Origin of the sequence: Ralstonia sp. GX3-BWBA, from assembly GCF_003290055.1 — a bacterium.
Lineage (GTDB): Bacteria > Pseudomonadota > Gammaproteobacteria > Burkholderiales > Burkholderiaceae > Ralstonia > Ralstonia holmesii.
Window position 1 is genome coordinate 1121226 of record NZ_QMKS01000009.1, and the last position, 18881, is coordinate 1140106.

The 18881-nt window shown below is 63.1% G+C and carries 16 protein-coding genes and 1 other RNA gene; 2 read left to right on the plus strand and 15 right to left on the minus strand.

Annotation, left to right across the window (positions count from 1 at the left end):
• Position 1: 1 nt before the first annotated feature.
• The 4 genes from rnpB to DOD19_RS12880 all read right to left on the minus strand — a co-directional run bounded on the left by rnpB (position 2) and on the right by DOD19_RS12880 (position 3528).
• Positions 2-343, minus strand: an RNA gene (gene rnpB, locus DOD19_RS12865) — RNase P RNA component class A.
• Positions 344-356: 13 nt separating this feature from the next.
• Positions 357-1160, minus strand: coding sequence for a DUF3025 domain-containing protein (locus DOD19_RS12870; RefSeq protein ID WP_112185864.1), 804 nt, complete (start codon positions 1158-1160; stop codon positions 357-359).
• 1 nt (position 1161) lies between these two features.
• Entirely contained in the window at positions 1162-2196 is a 1035-nt protein-coding gene (gene pyrC / locus DOD19_RS12875) for a dihydroorotase (protein WP_112185866.1), read from the minus strand.
• Positions 2197-2229: 33 nt separating this feature from the next.
• Positions 2230-3528, minus strand: a complete 1299-nt coding sequence (locus tag DOD19_RS12880) for a glycerate kinase (protein ID WP_112185868.1) — start codon at positions 3526-3528, stop codon at positions 2230-2232.
• Between the two features lie 160 nt (positions 3529-3688).
• On the opposite strand from DOD19_RS12880, the gene DOD19_RS12885 reads away from it, so the two are divergent.
• The gene (locus tag DOD19_RS12885; protein WP_024976643.1) at positions 3689-4519 is read left to right on the plus strand and encodes a class II glutamine amidotransferase; all 831 of its coding nucleotides are present in this window, start codon (positions 3689-3691) and stop codon (positions 4517-4519) included.
• Positions 4520-4585: 66 nt separating this feature from the next.
• On the opposite strand, the gene DOD19_RS12890 is transcribed toward DOD19_RS12885, so the two are convergent.
• From DOD19_RS12890 to DOD19_RS12920, 7 genes are all read right to left on the minus strand, one after another.
• Positions 4586-5320, minus strand: coding sequence for an amino acid ABC transporter ATP-binding protein (locus tag DOD19_RS12890; RefSeq protein WP_004633206.1), 735 nt, complete (start codon positions 5318-5320; stop codon positions 4586-4588).
• Positions 5317-6000 carry a glutamate/aspartate ABC transporter permease GltK gene (gene gltK, locus DOD19_RS12895; protein WP_024976644.1) on the minus strand — a complete coding sequence of 228 codons (684 nt, stop codon included), beginning with the start codon at positions 5998-6000 and terminating at the stop codon, positions 5317-5319. Before gltK ends, DOD19_RS12890 begins: the two co-directional genes overlap by 4 nt.
• Positions 6001-6017: 17 nt before the next feature.
• Positions 6018-6746 carry an amino acid ABC transporter permease gene (locus tag DOD19_RS12900; protein ID WP_024976645.1) on the minus strand — a complete coding sequence of 243 codons (729 nt, stop codon included), beginning with the start codon at positions 6744-6746 and terminating at the stop codon, positions 6018-6020.
• A gap of 99 nt (positions 6747-6845) precedes the next feature.
• The gene (locus DOD19_RS12905; protein ID WP_024976646.1) at positions 6846-7754 is read right to left on the minus strand and encodes a glutamate/aspartate ABC transporter substrate-binding protein; all 909 of its coding nucleotides are present in this window, start codon (positions 7752-7754) and stop codon (positions 6846-6848) included.
• A 521-nt stretch (positions 7755-8275) separates the two neighbouring features.
• The gene (locus DOD19_RS12910) at positions 8276-9577 is read right to left on the minus strand and encodes a Glu/Leu/Phe/Val dehydrogenase (protein ID WP_024976647.1); all 1302 of its coding nucleotides are present in this window, start codon (positions 9575-9577) and stop codon (positions 8276-8278) included.
• Between the two features lie 151 nt (positions 9578-9728).
• Positions 9729-10673: a LysR family transcriptional regulator gene (locus DOD19_RS12915; protein WP_004633215.1), complete on the minus strand. Its 945-nt coding sequence runs from the start codon at positions 10671-10673 to the stop codon at positions 9729-9731.
• Positions 10674-10688: 15 nt separating this feature from the next.
• Positions 10689-12527: an ABC transporter ATP-binding protein/permease gene (locus DOD19_RS12920; RefSeq protein WP_024976648.1), complete on the minus strand. Its 1839-nt coding sequence runs from the start codon at positions 12525-12527 to the stop codon at positions 10689-10691.
• Positions 12528-12617: 90 nt separating this feature from the next.
• Here DOD19_RS12920 and DOD19_RS12925 point away from each other — a divergent pair, with 90 nt between their 5' ends.
• Positions 12618-13055 (plus strand): acyl-CoA thioesterase, encoded by a 438-nt coding sequence (locus tag DOD19_RS12925; RefSeq protein ID WP_024976649.1) that lies wholly within the window; start codon positions 12618-12620, stop codon positions 13053-13055.
• A gap of 65 nt (positions 13056-13120) precedes the next feature.
• On the opposite strand, the gene DOD19_RS12930 is transcribed toward DOD19_RS12925, so the two are convergent.
• From DOD19_RS12930 to DOD19_RS12945, 4 genes are all read right to left on the minus strand, one after another.
• The gene (locus tag DOD19_RS12930; protein WP_112185869.1) at positions 13121-13885 is read right to left on the minus strand and encodes an enoyl-CoA hydratase; all 765 of its coding nucleotides are present in this window, start codon (positions 13883-13885) and stop codon (positions 13121-13123) included.
• Positions 13886-13911: 26 nt separating this feature from the next.
• Positions 13912-14877, minus strand: a complete 966-nt coding sequence (locus DOD19_RS12935; RefSeq protein WP_024976651.1) for a DegV family protein — start codon at positions 14875-14877, stop codon at positions 13912-13914.
• Between the two features lie 226 nt (positions 14878-15103).
• The gene (locus tag DOD19_RS12940; RefSeq protein WP_112185872.1) at positions 15104-16303 is read right to left on the minus strand and encodes an acetyl-CoA C-acyltransferase; all 1200 of its coding nucleotides are present in this window, start codon (positions 16301-16303) and stop codon (positions 15104-15106) included.
• Between the two features lie 32 nt (positions 16304-16335).
• Positions 16336-18816: a 3-hydroxyacyl-CoA dehydrogenase/enoyl-CoA hydratase family protein gene (locus tag DOD19_RS12945; RefSeq protein ID WP_112185874.1), complete on the minus strand. Its 2481-nt coding sequence runs from the start codon at positions 18814-18816 to the stop codon at positions 16336-16338.
• Between the last annotated feature and the right edge of the window lie 65 nt (positions 18817-18881).

The window sequence follows — 18881 nt, forward strand, 5'->3', positions numbered from 1 at the left end:
GAAGCGAAGCGGACCGATAAGCCGGATTCTGTGCGCCGCGTGGCCGAAACCAGCGGCGTGACAACCATTCCTCTAGACCGGCTGTTGCCAGCCGGCTCAAGCTCCCTACCCGCAGACTCAGCGAGCCGCTTCATCGCCTGCTTACTTGGGATTGCTCCGGGTGGAGGTTACCGCGTTTCACCCTTCGCCCTGGCCGAAGCCGGGGCGAAGACTCGTCTCTGTGGCCCTATTCCGCACGTCACCGTGGATGGTCATTAGCCATCACCCTGCTCTATGGAGTCCGGACTTTCCTCCCCTTCCGCTCGCGCGAGGCGGCGGAAGCAGCGGTTGTCTGATCCGCTTCGCGAGGCGCGAGTCTAGCACTGTTCGGGTACCAATCGCCGCCGGCCCAGGCGAAAGACGGTCGTATCCAGATAGAAGCCGGCGTCGTCATTGGCATCGCACCAACCGGGGATGCCCATGACGGGCAACGGACGGAAATTGCTGGGCGCCAGATCGACATGCAAAAGCATCTCTGCCAGCGCGGCATCGAGCGAGGGACGATCCGCTGGTAATGCTGCCACGTGCAGCGGCCAGGCATGTGCAGTGATCGACTTGTACGGCGCAACCAACTTTTCCAGCAGCGCATGCCCGAACGGCAGAACTGCGCAGGTCGCGCCCCACGCTGCTCTGCCCTCGACGAACAAGCCGCGCCAATCGAACCCGGTCAGGCTTCGCTCAGGCGCGTCTTCAGTGTGCAGGAAGATCAGGGCGTTTTCGTCGAACAGCGTGGCGGCATCGCGTACTGTGCCGCGTGCCGCGCCAATCCCGTCCCGCGTAATCGCCCGCGCCTGGCGCGCGTTCAGCGCCGCCTTGGCAAGCGGCCAATGCAGCCAGATCAGTGCGTTGAAGAAATCGTGGAGATTGTCCCGCGTCGGCACCCGGCCGGTGGCGGCGACGTGTGCTTCATAGGCCGTGCCGGCCGGCAGCGCATCTTGCGGGATGAAGCGCAGCGTATGGCCGCCGGAGGTGCGAATTGCCTGCGCGGCCGGATGCGCGTTCAGTGCGTCTCGAAGATCGGCGCCGCCCTCAATCGCGCGTGCAATTGGGGCGCCGACCGCTGCCAGCGGTGCGAACGCCGGATGGCTCCAGTCGATCGCACGCAAACATTCAATCGCCAAGTCAGACGGATTTCCAGCGCAGCATCTCGCCGCCGCGCAGTGGCACCAGCGTCTGCTCACCGAACGGGACTTCGGCGGGAAGCTGCCATTGCGAGCGCGTGAGCGTGAGCGTGCCGGCGTTGCGCGGCAGGCCATAGAAGTCCGGCCCGTGCAGGCTCGCAAAGCCTTCGAGCTTGTCGAGCGCGTTGGCGTCTTCAAAGGCCTCGGCGTACAGCTCCATGGCGTGCAGCGCGGTGTAGCAGCCGGCGCAACCGCAGGCGTGTTCCTTCACACCCTTGGCGTGCGGCGCACTGTCGGTACCAAGGAAGAACCGCGGGTGGCCCGAGGTGGCGGCGGCCACCAGCGCCAGGCGGTGCGTTTCACGCTTGAGCACCGGCAGGCAGTAGTAATGCGGGCGGATGCCGCCGACAAACAGAGCGTTACGGTTGTACAGCAGGTGGTGCGCGGTGATGGTCGCGCCAACCGGGCCCTCGGCATCGCGCACGTATTCGGCAGCGTGCTTGGTCGTGATGTGCTCGAACACGACCTTCAGCGCCGGGAAGTCTCGACGTAGCGGCAACATCACCGTGTCGATGAAGACGGCCTCGCGGTCAAAGATGTCGACGGTCGGATCGGTCACCTCGCCGTGCACAAGCAGCGGCATGCCGACTTCCTGCATGGCTTCAAGCGTCTTGGCGCACCGGCGCAGGTCGGTCACGCCAGCATCGCTGTTGGTGGTGGCGCCAGCCGGGTACAGCTTCACGCCGTGGATGAAACCGCTGGCGCGGGCCTCGCGAATGACGTCGGGCGAGGTGTTGTCTGTCAGGTACAGCGTCATCAGCGGCTCGAACCGCGTGCCGGCTGGCAACGCGGCGAGAATGCGCTCGCGGTAGGCACGCGCCTGCGCAGTGGTGGTCACCGGCGGCTTGAGGTTGGGCATGATGATCGCGCGGCCGAACTGGCGTGCGGTGTCGCCCACCACATCGGCGAGGGCATCGCCATCGCGCAGGTGCAGGTGCCAGTCATCGGGGCGGACGATCGTAAGAGTATCGGTCATGGTGCGTGCAGAAGCGGTCAGCAAAAACGTGAATCAGAGAATGAGGATGACGCGGTAGTCGTTGACGTTGGTGCGCGTCGGGCCGGTGACGATCAGGTCATCGGCAGCGGCAAAGAAACCGTAGGCGTCGTGTGCGTCGAGCGCGGCGCGGGCGGCGATGCCCTTGGCGGCGGCGCGGGCGATGGAGTCGGGGTCAAGCAGCGCACCCGCATTGTCCTCCGATCCGTCAATGCCGTCTGTATCGGCGGCGAGCGCATAGACATCATCCATGTCTTCGAGCGTGACGCCGAGCGAGAGCAGGAACTCCGCGCAGCGCCCGCCGCGGCCGCCGGTCAGGCCCGGCGGAATCGTCACCGTGCACTCGCCGCCGGAGATGAGTGCGACCGGCGCCACAAACGGGGCGCCATGCTGGCGCACCTGCCTCGCCAGCGCCCCATATACCTGGGCGACCTCTCGCGCTTCGCCGGTCACCGTGTCGCCGAGGATGGCCGTGTGGATACCGCGCGCCGCAAACACCTGCGCGCCGGCCTGGAGACTCTGTTGCGCGGTGGCGATGACGTGATTGGTCACGCGTGCAAAGCAGGCGTCGCCCGGCTTGGGCGTTTCGGCAATCTCGCCGCGTGCTCCGCATTCCAGGTGTGCGCGCACGGTATCGGGCATGTGAGCGCCCCAGCGTTTCAGAATGGCAAGCGCATCGGCATAAGTGCTCGCATCCGGCACGGTCGGGCCGCTGGCAATGGCGCTCGGATCATCGCCGGCCACGTCGGAAACAATCAACGTCGTGACCGGCGCGCGTGATGCGGCGGCAAGCCGCCCACCCTGAATACGCGACAGATGCTTGCGCACGATATTCATGTCGGTGATCGGCGCACCGCAGCGCAGCAGCTCGCGCGTCACGGCTTTCAGATCGGACATCGGGATGCCCTCGGCGGGCAGCGACAGCAGGCTGGAACCGCCGCCCGAGACCAGCACGATAAGGCGGTCGTTCTCGGTGAGCGCGCAGACGCGATCCAGGATTTCCTGCGCGGCTTGTTCGCCCGCCTCGTCCGGCACCGGGTGCCCCGCTTCAATGACGCGGATGTGCTCGGTCGGCAACCCATGCGCATAGCGCGTGACGACCAGTCCTTCGACCTGCGCGCGGCCGGCATAGGCCTGCTCGACAGCCAGCGCCATCGACGCAGCCGCCTTGCCGGCGCCGACCACCAGTGTTTTGCCGCCGGCATACGGCGGCGGAAGGAAGTTTGCGACGATTTTTAGCGGATCGGCCGCGCCCACGGCGGCGGCGTAGCTCTCCAGCAGGAGGGCGCGGGCGGCGGTGCGGTCGAGCTTCATGGGAATGGCTTCTCCGGTTAAGGCAATCTGGAGGCGGTGGCGTGCGGCATGTGCGCAACGCCCGGCCCCCAGGCGCGGCGCCGTGAAGACGAAGGCGCTTGGCACCCCCGGCGGCCGGCAGGATAATGATCATTTTATTGCATCCGACTTTTCCCCCACCATGTGCCAGCTGCTGGGCATGAACTGCGCTGAACCGACCGATGTGACGTTCTCGTTCACGGGGTTCGCCGCGCGCGGTGGCGTGACCGACCACCATGCCGACGGCTTCGGCGTCGCCTTCTTCGAAGACAAGGCATGCCGCCTGTTCATCGACAACCAGTCTGCCGGTACCTCGCCGGTAGCGGAGTTGGTCAAGCGCTACCCGATCAAGTCCAAGAACGTCATCTCGCACATCCGCAAGGCGACGCAGGGCACGGTGCGGCTGGAAAACTGCCACCCCTTCATGCGCGAGCTGTGGGGCAGGCACTGGATCTTTGCCCACAACGGCGACCTGAAGAACTTCTCGCCGTTCCTCTCGGGCGTCTACCAGCCCGTGGGCGATACCGACAGCGAACTCGCCTTCTGTTTCATCATGCAGGCGCTTCGCAAGCGCTTTCCGGGTTCGCAGCCGCCGCTCAACGAGCTGTTCTACGCGCTGTCTGACATCACCAAGGAAATCACCCGCTACGGCGTGTTCAATTTCCTGTTGTGCAATGGGCAGGCGCAGTTCGCGCATTGCTCGACGCGGCTGTATTACATCGTGCGGCAGTGGCCGTTCTCGACGGCGCATTTGATCGACGCCGACATGACGATCGACTTCGCCAAATACACGACGCCTGCCGATCGCGTGGCTGTCATCGCCACCGCGCCGCTCACCGACAACGAAGTCTGGACGCAATTCGTGCCAGGCGAGCTGCTGATGTTCGAATCGGGCCAGGCCACGATGGCCACCAAGGTGCCGATTCCGGAAGCCGTGCAGATCGCCAACGCTGCCAACACCGCCTGCACCTGACGCCGCGTCGCCCACAAAAAAAAGCCGCTCTCGAAAGAGCGGCTTTTTGTTGCCGGGAACCGTCGATCAATGCGACAGGATCTTCGACAGGAACTGCTTGGCACGATCGGAACGAGCGTCGATGTTGCCGAAAAACTCTTCCTTCTCGCAGTCTTCAACGATGCGGCCCTGGTCCATGAAGATCACGCGGTTGGCAACCTTCCGCGCGAAGCCCATTTCGTGGGTCACGCACATCATGGTCATGCCTTCCTTGGCCAGTTCCACCATCACGTCGAGCACTTCGTTGACCATTTCAGGGTCCAGCGCGGAGGTCGGCTCGTCGAACAGCATGCAGATCGGGTCCATCGACAGCGCGCGCGCGATTGCCACGCGCTGCTGCTGACCGCCCGACAGTTGGCCCGGGTACTTGGCAGCGTGCGCCTTCAGGCCCACGCGGTCCAGATACTTCAGGCCCTTGGCCATGGCTTCTTCTTTCGAGCGGCCCAGCACCTTTTGCTGTGCGATCGTCAGATTCTCGGTAATCGACAAGTGCGGGAACAGCTCGAAGTTCTGGAACACCATGCCCACGCGCGAACGCAGCTTCGGCAAGTTGGTACCCTTCGCGCCCACCGAAGTGCCGTCAACGAAGATCTCGCCCTTCTGGAACGGTTCCAGCGCATTGACGGTCTTGATGAGCGTGGACTTGCCCGAACCCGACGGGCCGCACACCACCACCACTTCGCTCTTCTTCACGCTGGTGGTGCAGTCGGTCAGCACCTGGAAGCTGCCGTACCACTTGGAAACGTTCTTGATCTCGATCATTGGGTCACCTTCTTCTGAAGTCGCTTCACCAGCACGGAGGCGCCGAAGCAGATCACGAAATAGCACAAGCCGGCAAACAGCAGCAGTTCGACGATACGGCCGTCGCGCTCACCGATGTTGTATGCCTGCGTAAAGAAGTCCGACAGCGCGCTCACATACACCAGCGACGTATCCTGGAACAGGACGATGGCCTGGGTGAGCAGCAGCGGAATCATGTTGCGGAATGCCTGCGGCAGGATCACCAGGCGCATGGCCTGGCCGTACGTCATGCCCATCGCATAGGCCGCGAACATCTGCCCGCGCGACACGCTCTGGATACCGGCGCGGATGATCTCCGAGTAATACGCCGCTTCAAACAGCGCGAAGGCGACCAGCGCAGACATCATGCGCATGTCGGTCGCCGGCGACAGATCGAAGATCCTCTGCAACACCTGCGGCACGATCAGGAAGAACCACAGCAGCACCATCACCAGCGGGATGGACCGGAAGAGGTTCACGTACGCCTGCCCGAACCACTGCAGCAGCTTGATGCCGGAGAGGCGCATCATCGCGAGCAGCGTGCCCCACACGATGCCGACCAGGATGGCCGTGCCCGTGATCTGGAGCGAGAGGACCATCCCCTCGCCGAGCACACGCATGTTGTCGACGTTGATGGACGAGAAATCGAATTGATAAGCCATGAAGAGTCCTCGCCCGATTACTTGCCACCGATGAAGCCAGGCAGCCGGGAACGTGCTTCCACCCAGCGCATCAGGCCCATTACGGTCAGGTTGATCAGCATGTACATCAGCGTCACGGCGATGAACGATTCGTACGGCTGCGCAGTGTAGTCAACCAGCTGGCGGCCCTGTGCGGCAAGCTCCAGCAAACCGATGGTCGATGCCACAGCCGAGTTCTTGAAGATGTTCAGAAACTCCGACGTGAGCGGCGGCACGATGATGCGGAACGACATCGGCAGCATCACGTAGCGATACGTCTGCGCCAGCGTGAAGCCCATGGCCAGTCCGGCGTTGCGCTGCCCGCGCGGCAGCGAATTGATACCTGAGCGCACCTGCTCGCAGACACGCGCGGCGGTAAACGTGCCAAGACACAGCATCGCAGACAGGAACATCGCCGTGTTGGGGTTCATCTGCTTGATGTAGTCGCCACCCGGCACGAGCTCGGGCATGACGAAGTACCAGATGAAGAGCTGCACGATCAGCGGAATGTTGCGGAACAGCTCCACGTACGCTGCGGCCAGGCCCGACAGCCACTTGTTCGGCACCGTACGCAGCACGCCCAGCAAGGAGCCGATGACGAGCGCGATGATCCAGGAAGACAGGCCGAGTACGACGGTGGTCTTCAACCCCGCCAGCAGCCAGTCCAGATAGGTCTGATTCTGGGCGGCTTCCGTAAAGAAGACGCCCCAGTTCCAGTGGTAATTCATGATGGTTCCCTCAAAAAGAAACGGAAGGGAGAAGACCTGTTAACCGGCCTTTGCCTTCCGTTTCGGTGACGCTTGTATCAGGCCCGTTGAGGGAGCCGATCAGTCAAGAGCCTTGTCGTTCGGGTTCTTGATCAGCGCCTTCATGTCGTCCGACAGCGGGAACTCCATGTTCACACCCTTGGGCGGAACCGGCTGTTCGAACCATTTCTTGTATTCGGCTGCAATCGAGCCGTCCTTCATCATGCCGGCGATGGTCTTGTCGGCCAGTGCCTTGAACGGCTTGTCGTCCTTGCGAACCATACAGCCGTAGGCTTCGCGCGATTGCGGCTTGGCCACGACCACCCAGTCAGTCGGGCTCTTGGCCTTGGCGCGCTCGCCGTACAGCAGGGCGTCGTCCATCATGAACGCAACAGCGCGGCCCGATTCCAGCGTCAGGAACGACTGGCCGTGGTCCTTCGTGCTGATGATGTTCATGCCCATCTGCTTGTCATCGTTCATCTTGCGCAGCAGGCGTTCCGACGTCGTGCCGGCGGTGGTCACGACGTTCTTGCCCTTGAGCTGCGCCCAGTCGGTGATGCCCGAATCCTTCTTCACCATGATGCGCGTGCCGATGATGAAGATCGTGTTCGTGAACGATGCTTGCTTCTGGCGCTCAAGGTTGTTCGTGGTCGAACCGCACTCCAGATCGATGGTGCCGTTCTGCAGCAGCGTGATGCGGTTTTGCGAAGTGACCGGGATCTCGTTGATCTTCAGATCCTTCAGGCCGAGCTGCTTCTTCACGTCCTCGGCAATCTTGGTGGCGACGTCGTACGAATAACCGATCGTGCGGACACCGCCGACGTTGTAGCTGAACGGAATCGACGAATCGCGCACGCCCAGCGTGATGGTGCCGGTGTCTTTGATCTTCTTGAGCGTACCAGTCAGCTCTTCTGCGTGGGCAGCGCTGCCGAATGTACCAACGGCGACACCAACGGCTGCAACCACGGTTGCCAGCTTGGCGAGGTTCATGAAAGTCTCCTTTTGACCATGAAAGAGAAAGACGGGACTGTACCAAAAAACGTTTGGCGACAGTATTGGTGTTGCCACTAAATCGTTGAATCCAACGGAGTTTTTCCTCTGGCGCGGACCCTGCCGCAACCGCGTTTTCCATGCAACCGGATACCTTACGTTGTGCTTTTCCGAAAATCCGGAAAAGACGCGCAGCGCCCGACACGGCAACGCTCTGCAACATCGGCACGCGGGCCCGATTGCTTGAGCGGATAACCGCCAATTGCTAAGGAAAACAAGGGGAAATAAAGCCCGCCCGATGTGCGCTCTCTGTCGCTTAACGAACCCGACTTGAGGATGGGAAGGACGACGATGATGCCATCGCCCTTCTCATGGTGCGGTGCTCCGGAACGTTATGGTTCGTCCCATGAGCACCGGCTTTCTTCAACCGTCGCGCATGGCCGCCTGATCGGCAGCAACGCGATAGACCAGTGCAGTGCCCTGTTGGGGCACCGCACTGGTATTGATCAGCGCGTTGCCGATCAGGGGTACAGACCGCGCTCTTGGCGGGCCTGCAGAATCCGCGTACAGGCGATGATGAATGCCGCCGTACGCAGAGTAACCTTGTTGTCCTGCGCCACTTGCCAGACGCCACGGAAGGCGTCTTGCATGATCCGTACCAGGCGCTGGTTGATCTCGTCTTCGGTCCAGAAGAAGCTCGAGAAATCCTGCACCCACTCGAAATAGCTGACCGTCACGCCGCCGGCGTTGGCAATCACGTCCGGGCAGACCAGGATGCCGCGGTCGCGCAGGATGTCGTCCGCTTCGGGCGTTGTGGGGCCGTTTGCACCTTCCACGACAATCTTTGCCTTGATGTGGGGCGCGTTCTTCGCAGTGATCTGGCCTTCCAGCGCGGCCGGGATCAGGAATTCGCACTCCAGCCCCCAGAAGTCGTCTTGCGAGACGGTCTCTGCAACAAAGCCGGCCACGCTGCCATTGTGGTCAACGTGCTTGATGAGCGCGTCGACATCCAGGCCGCTGCCATTGAACACGATGCCCTTGTGGTCTTGCACGGCAATGACCTTGGCACCAGCGTCGTGGAACAGCTTGGCGGCCACGCTGCCCACATTGCCGAAGCCTTGCACCACCACACGCGCGCCCTTGACGTCGATGCCAAGGTTGCGCGCGGCTTCGCTGCCGACCACGAACACGCCACGGCCAGTGGCTTCGCGACGGCCCAGACTGCCGCCCAGTGCGATCGGCTTGCCGGTCACCACGCCGGTGGCGGTGGAGCCTTCGTTCATGGAGTACGTGTCCATCATCCACGCCATGATCTGCGCGTTGGTGTTCACGTCCGGGGCCGGAATGTCCTTGTTCGGGCCGATGATGATGCCGATCTCGCTGGTGTAGCGGCGGGTCAGGCGTTCGAGTTCACCGGAAGACAGCTTGCGCGGGTCGACGCGGATACCCCCCTTGGCACCACCGTACGGCACGTTCACGGCCGCGTTCTTCACCGACATCCACGCAGACAGCGCCATCACTTCCGACAGCGTCACGTCCTGGTGGAAACGCACGCCGCCCTTGCCCGGGCCGCGCGACGTGTTGTGCTGCACGCGGTAGCCCTCGAAGTGGGCGATGCGGCCGTCGTCCATCTGGATGGGCACGTCAACGATCAGCGCGCGCTTGGGGCGCTTGAGCGTTTCAACCCAACGTGCCAGCGAGCCGAGATAGGGGGTGACCCGATCGACCTGCTGCAGATAGATGCCCCACGGGCCGAGGTTGTCGGCCGGCAGATAGGACGGGATGGCGTGCTGGAGTGTCGACGGAGATGCGACATTGGACATGGCTGTCTTCCTTTTTTGGGCCTCGGTAAGGCCCTTCAAGTCCCACAAAATGCCCGCCAGCTTAGGGACCGCCCAGAACGAAATCCAATGCCGTTTTTACATCGGGTTATGCATTGGACGCATAACCTCATAGTCGAACCCGATCGCCCGTTCAGCCCGCCAGCGCGCTCCATAACGTGTCGATCAGCTCGCGCTTGCGCTTGGACTGCGGGTGCCGACGGTCGTGCGCGCCGCTTTGCGGGTGCTCACGATAGAGCCGGATTTCCATCTCGATCGACAAGGTACCGCCGCCCTTGCCTTCCGCGCGCACGAGGCGTCCGGCTGCCACATCCTCCCGCACCGCACTCTCGGGCAGGAAGGCTACGCCGTGGCCCGCCAATGCCATCACCTTGAGCGCTTCGGCCATGTCGGTTTCGTAGCACTTGTCGAGCAGCGGTGCCACGGGCGAGTTTTCCAGCAGCACATCCACCATGCGGCCCAGAAAGGCGTTGGGCGTGTAGCTGAGGTAGGCGATCGGCTTGCGTGCGGTGGGAACAAGCCGATAAATCGGCCGCCCGCTTGCATCGGGCTTGGAGAACGGCGAAAGCCGCTCGGTGCCCAGCACCAGCATGTCGTAGCGCGTGGGGTCGAGCTGGATCATCTGCCGCGCGTGGTGATAGACCATCACGAGATCGCAGCCGCCCTCCACCAGCGTCATCACCGCATCGTGCACGTTGAGCGCGCGCAGCCTGCATTGCAGCTTGCCGATCTTCTCTTCCACCTGCGCGAGCCAGCCGGGGAAGAACGTCAGCGATAGCGTATGCGGCACGGCAAAGTCGATCGTCGACGCACTGGCCGGGCGCTGGCCGCGCATCAGGGCGCGCGTCTCACTCACCTGGGCGAGCATCGCCAAAGCCTGTTCGTAGAAGACCTCTCCGGCGGGAGTCAGGCGTGTTGGGTAGCTTGATCGGTCGATCAGCTCATTGCCGAGCCACGCCTCGAGGGATTGAATGCGCCGCGAAAACGCCGGCTGCGTCACGTGTCGCAATTCGGCCGAGCGCGAAAAGCTGCGCGTCTCCGCCAGGCTGATGAAGTCTTCCAGCCATTTGAGTTCCATCGCGTTGTCTCTCCCTCAACCTGCTCGGGTGTCTTCTGTTTCTTCGGCCACGCGTTCGGGCTCGCGTGCCTGCATGCGCCACATCTGCGCGTAACGGCCTTCCGCACGCAACAACGATTCATGTGTTCCGCGCTCGATGATGTGGCCGTGTTCCATCACCAGAATCTGGTGCGCACGCACGATGGTCGACAACCGATGTGCAACGACCAGCGTGGTGTGGTTCTGCGCCAGCCGCATCAGCTCTTCTTGAATGGCGTGCTCGGTACGCGAGTCGAGTGCGGACGTTGCTTCATCAAACACGAGAATCGGCGGGCGCTTGAGCAAGGTACGTGCAATCGCCACACGCTGCTTCTCGCCGCCGGAGAGCTTCAGGCCGCGCTCGCCGACTTGCGTCTCGTAGCCATCAGGCAGCGATTCGACAAAGTGGTGGATCTGCGCCGCGCGGGCGGCTTCGATCACCTCTTCGCGGCTCGCATCGGGGCGGCCGTAGGCGATGTTGTAGTAGATGCTGTCGTTGAAGAGCACCGTGTCTTGCGGAACGATGCCGATGGCGGCGCGCACGCTGGATTGCGTGACGTCACGCAGGTCCTGGCCGTCGATCTGGATAGCGCCGGACTTCACGTCATAGAAGCGGAACAGCAAGCGCGCCAGCGTCGATTTGCCCGAGCCGCTTTGCCCCACGACCGCCGTGGTCGTGCCGGCAGGAATAGTGAAGTCCACATCGAACAGGATCTGGCGCTTGGCCTCGTAGCTGAAGTCGACATGCGCGAAGCGGACTTCGCCCGCGTGCACCGCCAGCGGTTTGGCGTCGGGCTTGTCGGCTACCTCGCGATTGGTCTGCAGCAGGTGGAACATGCGGTCCATGTCGGTCACGGCTTGCTTCAGCTCACGATAGATCACGCCCAGGAAGTTGAGCGGAATGTAGATCTGCAGCATCAGCGTGTTGACGAGCACGAGGTCCCCCAGCGTCATGTGCCCCGCCGCCACCCCCTGCGTGGCGCGATACAGAATCAGGATGAGCGCGGTGGCGACAATGACCTGCTGGCCGAAGTTCAGCACCGACAACGAGTTCTGCGAGCGGATCGCAGCCGCGCGGTAGTGCTTCAGGTTCTCGTCGTAACGACGTGCTTCGTAGTCTTCGTTGCCAAAATACTTGACCGTCTCGAAATTGAGCAGCGAATCGATTGCCTTCTGGTTGGCGCGCGAATCCAGCTCGTTCATCCTGCGGCGGAAGTGCGTGCGCCAGTTCGTCACCGTCACCGTAAAGACGATGTAGCTGACCAGCGCGCAGAACGTGATGAGCGCGAACCACACGTCGTACTTCACGAAGAAATACGTGATGACGAGGCCGACTTCCACCAGCGTCGGCAGGATGCTGTACAGCGAATACGAAATGAGCGACTGGATGCCGCGCGTGCCGCGCTCGATGTCGCGGCTCATGCCGCCAGTTTGGCGCTCAAGGTGAAAGCGCAGTGACAGCGCATGCAGATGCCGGAACACCTGCAGGGCGAGCGTGCGCACCGAACTCTCCGTCACCTTCGCGAACAGGATTTCGCGCAGCTCCGAGAACAGCGACGTCGACAACCGCAGCAGCCCGTAGCCGATGATGACGCCCACCGGCACAACCAGCAGCGCGCGGGGGTCGGACGGCGACACGTTCATCGAATCAATCAGCCGCTTCATGACCATCGGCACACCAAGGTTTGCCACCTTGGCCGCGATCAGGAACGACAGCGCCAGCGCCACACGCCATTTATAGGCCAGCAGATAAGGCAGCAGGCTCTTGATGGTGCGCCAGTCACCGCGGGCAGCCCCCGGCGGAGGCGGTTCGGAAGAAGCGGGAAAGCGGCGCATGTGCGGTGCAATAAAATGGCGGATTGTGTATTCTCCCACCGATCACCTGCGCGCGCCCTGGGCTCGCTGGTGGGCCCTCCCTCCGCTTCAATGCTGCCCTGCATCATCATGTCCGATACCCAAGCCACCACTGAAACCGTCACGCTGCCCGCCGACAAGCAGCCCGCCGTGCGCGTGATGCCGATGCCCTCCGACGCCAACGTCCACGGCGATGTTTTTGGGGGCTGGATCATGTCGCAGGTGGACATCGCCGGGTCGATCCCCGCGGTGGTGCGCGCCAACGGCCGTGTCGCCACGATCGCGGTCAACTCGTTCGTCTTCAAGCAGCCCGTGTACGTGGGCGATCTGGTGAGCTTCTACGCCAACGTGGTCAAAACGGGGCGCACGTCGATCACCGTGGATGTGGAGGTCTATGCGCAGCGCATGCACGCCAGCGGCCGCCACGCCACCGTCAAGGTCACGGAAGCCACCCTCACCTACGTGGCCACCGACGAGACTCGCAAGCCGCGCGTGCTGCCGCCGCTCTGAACCGGCAACGCTCAACAAAAAACCCGGCGTCGCGCCGGGTTTTCTTTTGCGTATGAACGCCTCGCTCAGTTGAACTTGGAAAAATCTGGGCGGCGTTTCTCGAAGAATGCCGTGAACGCCTCGCGCGCTTCCGGCGCGCGCAGCATCTCGCCAAACTGCTTGCCTTCCACCGACATGCGCTCCGCGATCTGCGGCGTGGCGCCTTCCTTCATCAGCCGCTTGGTGGCGCGCAGCGATGCGGGCGGCAGCAGCGTCAGCTTACGCGCCTGCGTGCGCACGAAGGCATCCAGCTCCCCGGCCGGCAGCACGCGGTTGACCAGGCCGAGTTCACGCGCTTCGTTCGCGTCAAAAGGCTCGCCGAAGAGCAGCTTGTCCGCTGCGCGGTGATAACCGGCCAGTTGCGGCAGCAGCAGGCTGGATGCGGCTTCCGGACAGAGCCCCAGTTGCGCGAACGGCATCGACAACTTGGCCGTCTCGGATGCGTAGACCAAGTCGCAATGCAGCAGCATGGTCGTGCCCACGCCGACGGCCGCGCCACTCACCGAAGCGATCAGCGGCTTGGTCGCCGTGCTGATCGCCTTCAGGAACTGGTGCACGGGGGCGCTCTCGTCCTTGGGCGGATTCTTCATGAAGTCTTCGAGATCGTTGCCCGCCGTGAACACGCTCTCGTGGCCGGCCAGCACGATCACGCGGATGGCAGGATCGGTTTCGGCGGCCACCAGCGCGTCGGCCAGCGTTTGATACATCGCAGCCGTGATGGCGTTCTTGCGGTCCGGGCGGTCAAAGGTGAGCGTCAGGACGCCGTCTACGGTCTCGGTACGAATCGACATGAAAACTCCAGGTGAAACCTGCGCCGCTAGATCGGCACAGGAGAGTCAGATAGATAACCGACGGAGAACGCGTTGGCCCCCACGTTCAACGCCACGGTCAGGCTCATCGGCGCGAGCAACACTTCTACGCCGTGGTCCTGTGCGGTTCGCATCAACGCTTGCACCGGCTCCATGCGGCGCACGGTGTCGAGCGAACCGGAATACGTGATCGCCACCACGGGCGTGGCCAGACGCTCCTCGGCGATCATGGTTTCGGTATGCGCCATCAGACGGCGGATGCCTTCATCGGAACCGCGCACCTTGGCGATGGCTTCTGTCTCGCCCCGGTGCATATGGATGAGCGGACGCACGTTGAACGCCGTGCCCATCATGTAGCGGCTCCAGGTGATGCTCTTCTCGCCCTTCTGCTTGGCGCGCGTGTACATGTACAGCAGCTCATCGGGAACAAGGTAGACGTGCGAGGCGTCACGCAGGCGGTTCTCGATCACGTGCACGACGTCACGCACCTCCGCGCCTTCGCGCAGCATGCGTGCGGCTTCGTGCACCATCAGCGCCTGACCGGGGCCGATGGCGCCGGTATCCACCACTGTCAACTCAAACAGCCCCGAGCGGCCGGCGTCCTTGCGTGGCTTGAAGCTCTTGGCAGTTGTGCCCACCACCGCGCCGGTTGCGTGGCTGTAGAAATGGCTGCGCGAGCTGGCAATCGTCAGCAGCAAGGCCCGGTCGTGCTGCGTGACCACGTGCTTGAGCAGGTAGTCTTCGATCTCGCGTTCAAGCAGCGGAATCGATTCGGCGTAGTGATCTTGCTTGTCGACGAGGTACTTGCGATAGAGCTGCGGCAGCGCCGCCTCGTCGCGGCGGTCTTCTACAAACAATTCGCCCGCACGAATGCGGAACGGCACCACGCCCAACCCCAGCTGATCGATCATCGAGCGCGGCATATCGCATGCCGCATCGGTCAATACGATTGTGTCGCCGACAGTGTTGCCCATCGCGCGCCCTCCTCTTGGTGCACCGCCGGTGACCCGGTGGTGTGTCTCCTCTGTTGCGGAATCGTGGCTCCGCTTCTATTGCGATACCGGCTGGGTGCCGGCCGCATTCTTCGGCGCGCTTGTTCGAAACGACTGCGCGCCTGCGCAACTATGCGTGGTGAGACGGGCGATTAGCAAGCAGGGGAAGGCCCTAAAAAGCTACCTGAGCCTTCCCCCTTGCGTGGGGTCACATGCGTTCGAAAATGCCTGCAGCGCCCATGCCGGTGCCGACGCACATCGTCACCATGCCGTACTTCTGGTTGCGACGACGCAGGCCGTGCACAACCGTGGCCGCACGGATGGCACCGGTCGCGCCCAACGGGTGGCCCAACGCGATCGCGCCGCCCAGCGGGTTGATTTTGCTGGTGTCCAGACCCAGGTCCTGAATCACGGCCAGCGACTGCGCGGCAAACGCTTCGTTCAGCTCGATCCAGTCGATCTGATCCTGCGTCAGACCGCCAGCCTTCAGCGCGGCAGGAATGGCTTCCTTCGGGCCGATACCCATGATTTCCGGCGGCACGCCGCGCACCGCAAACGATACGAAGCGCGCCAGCGGCACCAGGTTGAACTGCTTCAGGATCTTCTCCGACACCAGGATCAGCGCGCCCGAACCATCCGAGGTCTGCGAGCTGTTGCCGGCGGTCACGCTGCCCTTGTTGGCGAACACGGCGCGCAGCTTGCCAAGGCCTTCAACCGACGTATCGGCACGCGGGCCCTCATCCAGCGACATCGTGCGCGTCTTGATGTCGATGGCGCCAGTGCCCAGGTTCGGGAACTTCTCGATGATCTCGATCGGCGTGATCTCGTCCTTGAACTCGCCGGTTTGCTGCGCGGCAAGTGCCTTCTGGTGCGAAGCCAGCGAGAAAGCATCCTGCGCCTCGCGCGAAATCTTCCATTGCTGGGCGACCTTTTCGGCGGTCAGGCCCATGCCATAGGCGATACCGACATTCTCGTCGCGCGTGAAGATGTCCGGCGACATCGACGGCGAGTTGCCCATCATCGGCACCATGCTCATCGATTCCACGCCGGCGGCGATCATCACGTCGGATTCACCCACGCGGATGCGGTCGGCAGCCATCGCCACGGCGGTCAGGCCCGAGGCGCAGAAACGGTTGACGGTCACGCCGCCCACCGTGTTCGGCAGGCCGGCCAGCAGTGCGCCGATACGCGCTACGTTCAGGCCCTGCTGCGCTTCGGGAATCGCGCAGCCAACGATGGCGTCTTCGATCAGCGCCGGGTCCAGGTTCGGCACCTGGGCGACGGCGCTCTTGAGGATGGTCGCCAGCAGATCGTCGGGGCGCAGGTTCTTGAGCGTGCCTTTGGGCGCCTTGCCGATCGGGGAACGCGTCGCGGCGACGATGTAGGCGTCTTGCAGTTGCTTGGTCATGATGAAACTCCTGTTCTCTGTCGTCGCGCGGGTCAGTTACGAACGGGCTTGCCGGTCTGCAACATGCCCATGATGCGTTCCTGGGTCTTGGAGCTGCCGAGCAGATCCACGAAGGCCTTGCGCTCCAGCGCCAGCAGCCAGTCTTCGTCCACCAGCGCGCCGGCTTCGACGTCACCGCCGCACACGGCTTCGGCGATGCGCGAGGCGATCGTGAAGTCGTGCTGCGAGATGAAGCTACCGTCACGCATGTTCACCAGCGACGCCTTGATCGTGGCGATACCCGAACGGCCCGCCACCGGGATGCCCACCGGACGCAGCGGTGCGCGGTAGCCTGAGTCGGACAGCGCACGCACTTCGTTGCGCGCCTCGTGCAGCAACTCGTGCACGTTGAAGACGATGGTGTCGGTCGGCTGCAGGTAGCCGATCTTCTGCGCGTCCAGCGCGGAGGACGACACCTTGGCCATCGCCGCCGCCTGGAAGCGGTTCGTCAGGAACTGCAGGATGTTGGTGCTGCCCGCAGCTTGCGCAGCCTTGGCAGCGGCCAGCGCCGCTTCCTTCAGGCCACCGCCCGCCGGAACCAAGCCCACACCAACTTCCACCAGACCGATATACGTTTCCAGCGCAGCCACACGCTTGGCCGAGTGCAGCAGCAGCTCGCAGCCGCCGCCCAGCGCAATGCCCGACGCAGCCGACACGACCGGCACGCCGGCGTACTTCACGCGCATCATGCCGTCCTGGAATTTCTTGACGAACGGCTCGATACCCTTGGCGCCGCCCATCATGAAGGCCGGCATGGCTTCTTCCAGGTTGGCACCTGCGGAGAACGGACCACCCGGCGCGCCCAGCTTGAGCGACGTCGGTTGCCACACCACCAGACCCTTGTAGCCAGCTTCGGCCAGATCAACCGCACGCGTCAGACCATCGATGACGCTCGGTCCGATCGTGTTCATCTTGCTCTTGAACGAGACGATCAGCACGTCGTCCTGGCCTGCCGCGTCGTCCACCCAGATGCGTACGGCGTCGGTCTCTTCGATGGTCTTGCCATACGTGAGCGGGTTGACCGTCGTCGCACCCTTGATCGGCGCACGGAACACCTGGCGGCCGTACACCGGCAGCGTGCTACGTGACAGGAACGTGCTCTGGTTGGCCGACCACGAGCCCTCTGCCGAATGCACACCGCCGTTGTCCGCCACCGGGCCGGAGAACACCCATTGCGGCAGCGCTGCATTCGACAGCGCCTTGCCGGCTTCGATGTCTTCCTTCACCCACTCGGCGACTTGCTTCCAGCCGGCCTCTTGCCAGTCTTCAAACGGGCCGCTGTTCCAGCCGAAGCCCCAGCGGATGGCGAGATCGACTTCCGCTGCCGAATCCGCAATTTGCTCCAGATAGACGGCGATGTAGTGGAACACGTCGCGGAAGACCGCCCACAGAAACTGCGCCTGCTGGTTGGTCGATTCGCGCAGCAGCTTCAGACGCTCGGCGGGCTCCTTCTTCAGGATGCGCACGACGATGTCGTCGGCCTTCTTGCCGCTCGGCCCGTACTGGCCGCTTTGCGGGTCCAGCACCTTGATTTCCTTGCCTTCCTTCTTGTAGAAACCGGCGCCTGCCTTCTGGCCCAGGGCACCCGCTTCCACCAGCTTGGCCAGCACGGGCGGCGTGGCGTAGACCGGAGCGAACGGATCGTCCTTCAGGTTGTCCTGCATCGTCTTGATGACGTGCGCCATGGTGTCCAGACCCACCACGTCGGCCGTGCGGAACGTTGCCGACTTGGCGCGGCCCAGCTTCGAGCCCGTCAGGTCATCCACCACATCAAACGGAATGCCGTACTTGGCCGATTCAGCAAACACCGCCAGGATCGAGAAGATGCCGACGCGGTTGGCGATGAAGTTGGGCGAGTCCTTCGCACGCACCACGCCCTTGCCGAGCGCGGAGGTCAGGAACGTTTCCAGCTTATCGAGGATGTCGCCGCGCGTGTGTGCGGTCGGGATCAACTCGACCAGATGCATGTAGCGCGGCGGGTTGAAGAAGTGCACGCCGCAGAAGCGCGACTTCAGCTCGGCATCAAAGCCGTCCGACAGTTCGGTAATCGACAGTCCCGAGGTGTTCGACGCAAAGATCGCATGCGGAGCAATGTGCGGCGCGACTTTCTTGTACAGATCGTGCTTCCAGTCCATGCGCTCGGCGATTGCCTCGATGACGAGGTCGCAGTCGCGCAGCTTCTCGATATCGTCTTCGTAGTTGGCAGCCTGAATCAGATTGGCGTCGTCCTTGATGCCCAGCGGCGCCGGCGACAGCTTCTTCAGGTTTTCAATGGCTTTGAGCACGATGCCGTTCTTCGGGCCTTCCTTGGCCGGAAGATCGAACAGCGTGACAGGAACCTTGGCGTTGACCAGGTGCGCGGCAATCTGCGCGCCCATCACGCCGGCGCCCAGCACAGCAACACGCCGGACGAGGAAGTTGGAGCGCTGGCCGGCCTGCGGCTGCGCGCTGGTGGAGAGTTCAGTGCGGGTCATGATGTCCTCGCGGGGAGAGAGGAAGAGACGAGGGGGCGACGCTTACACACGTCGCCCCAAGAGAA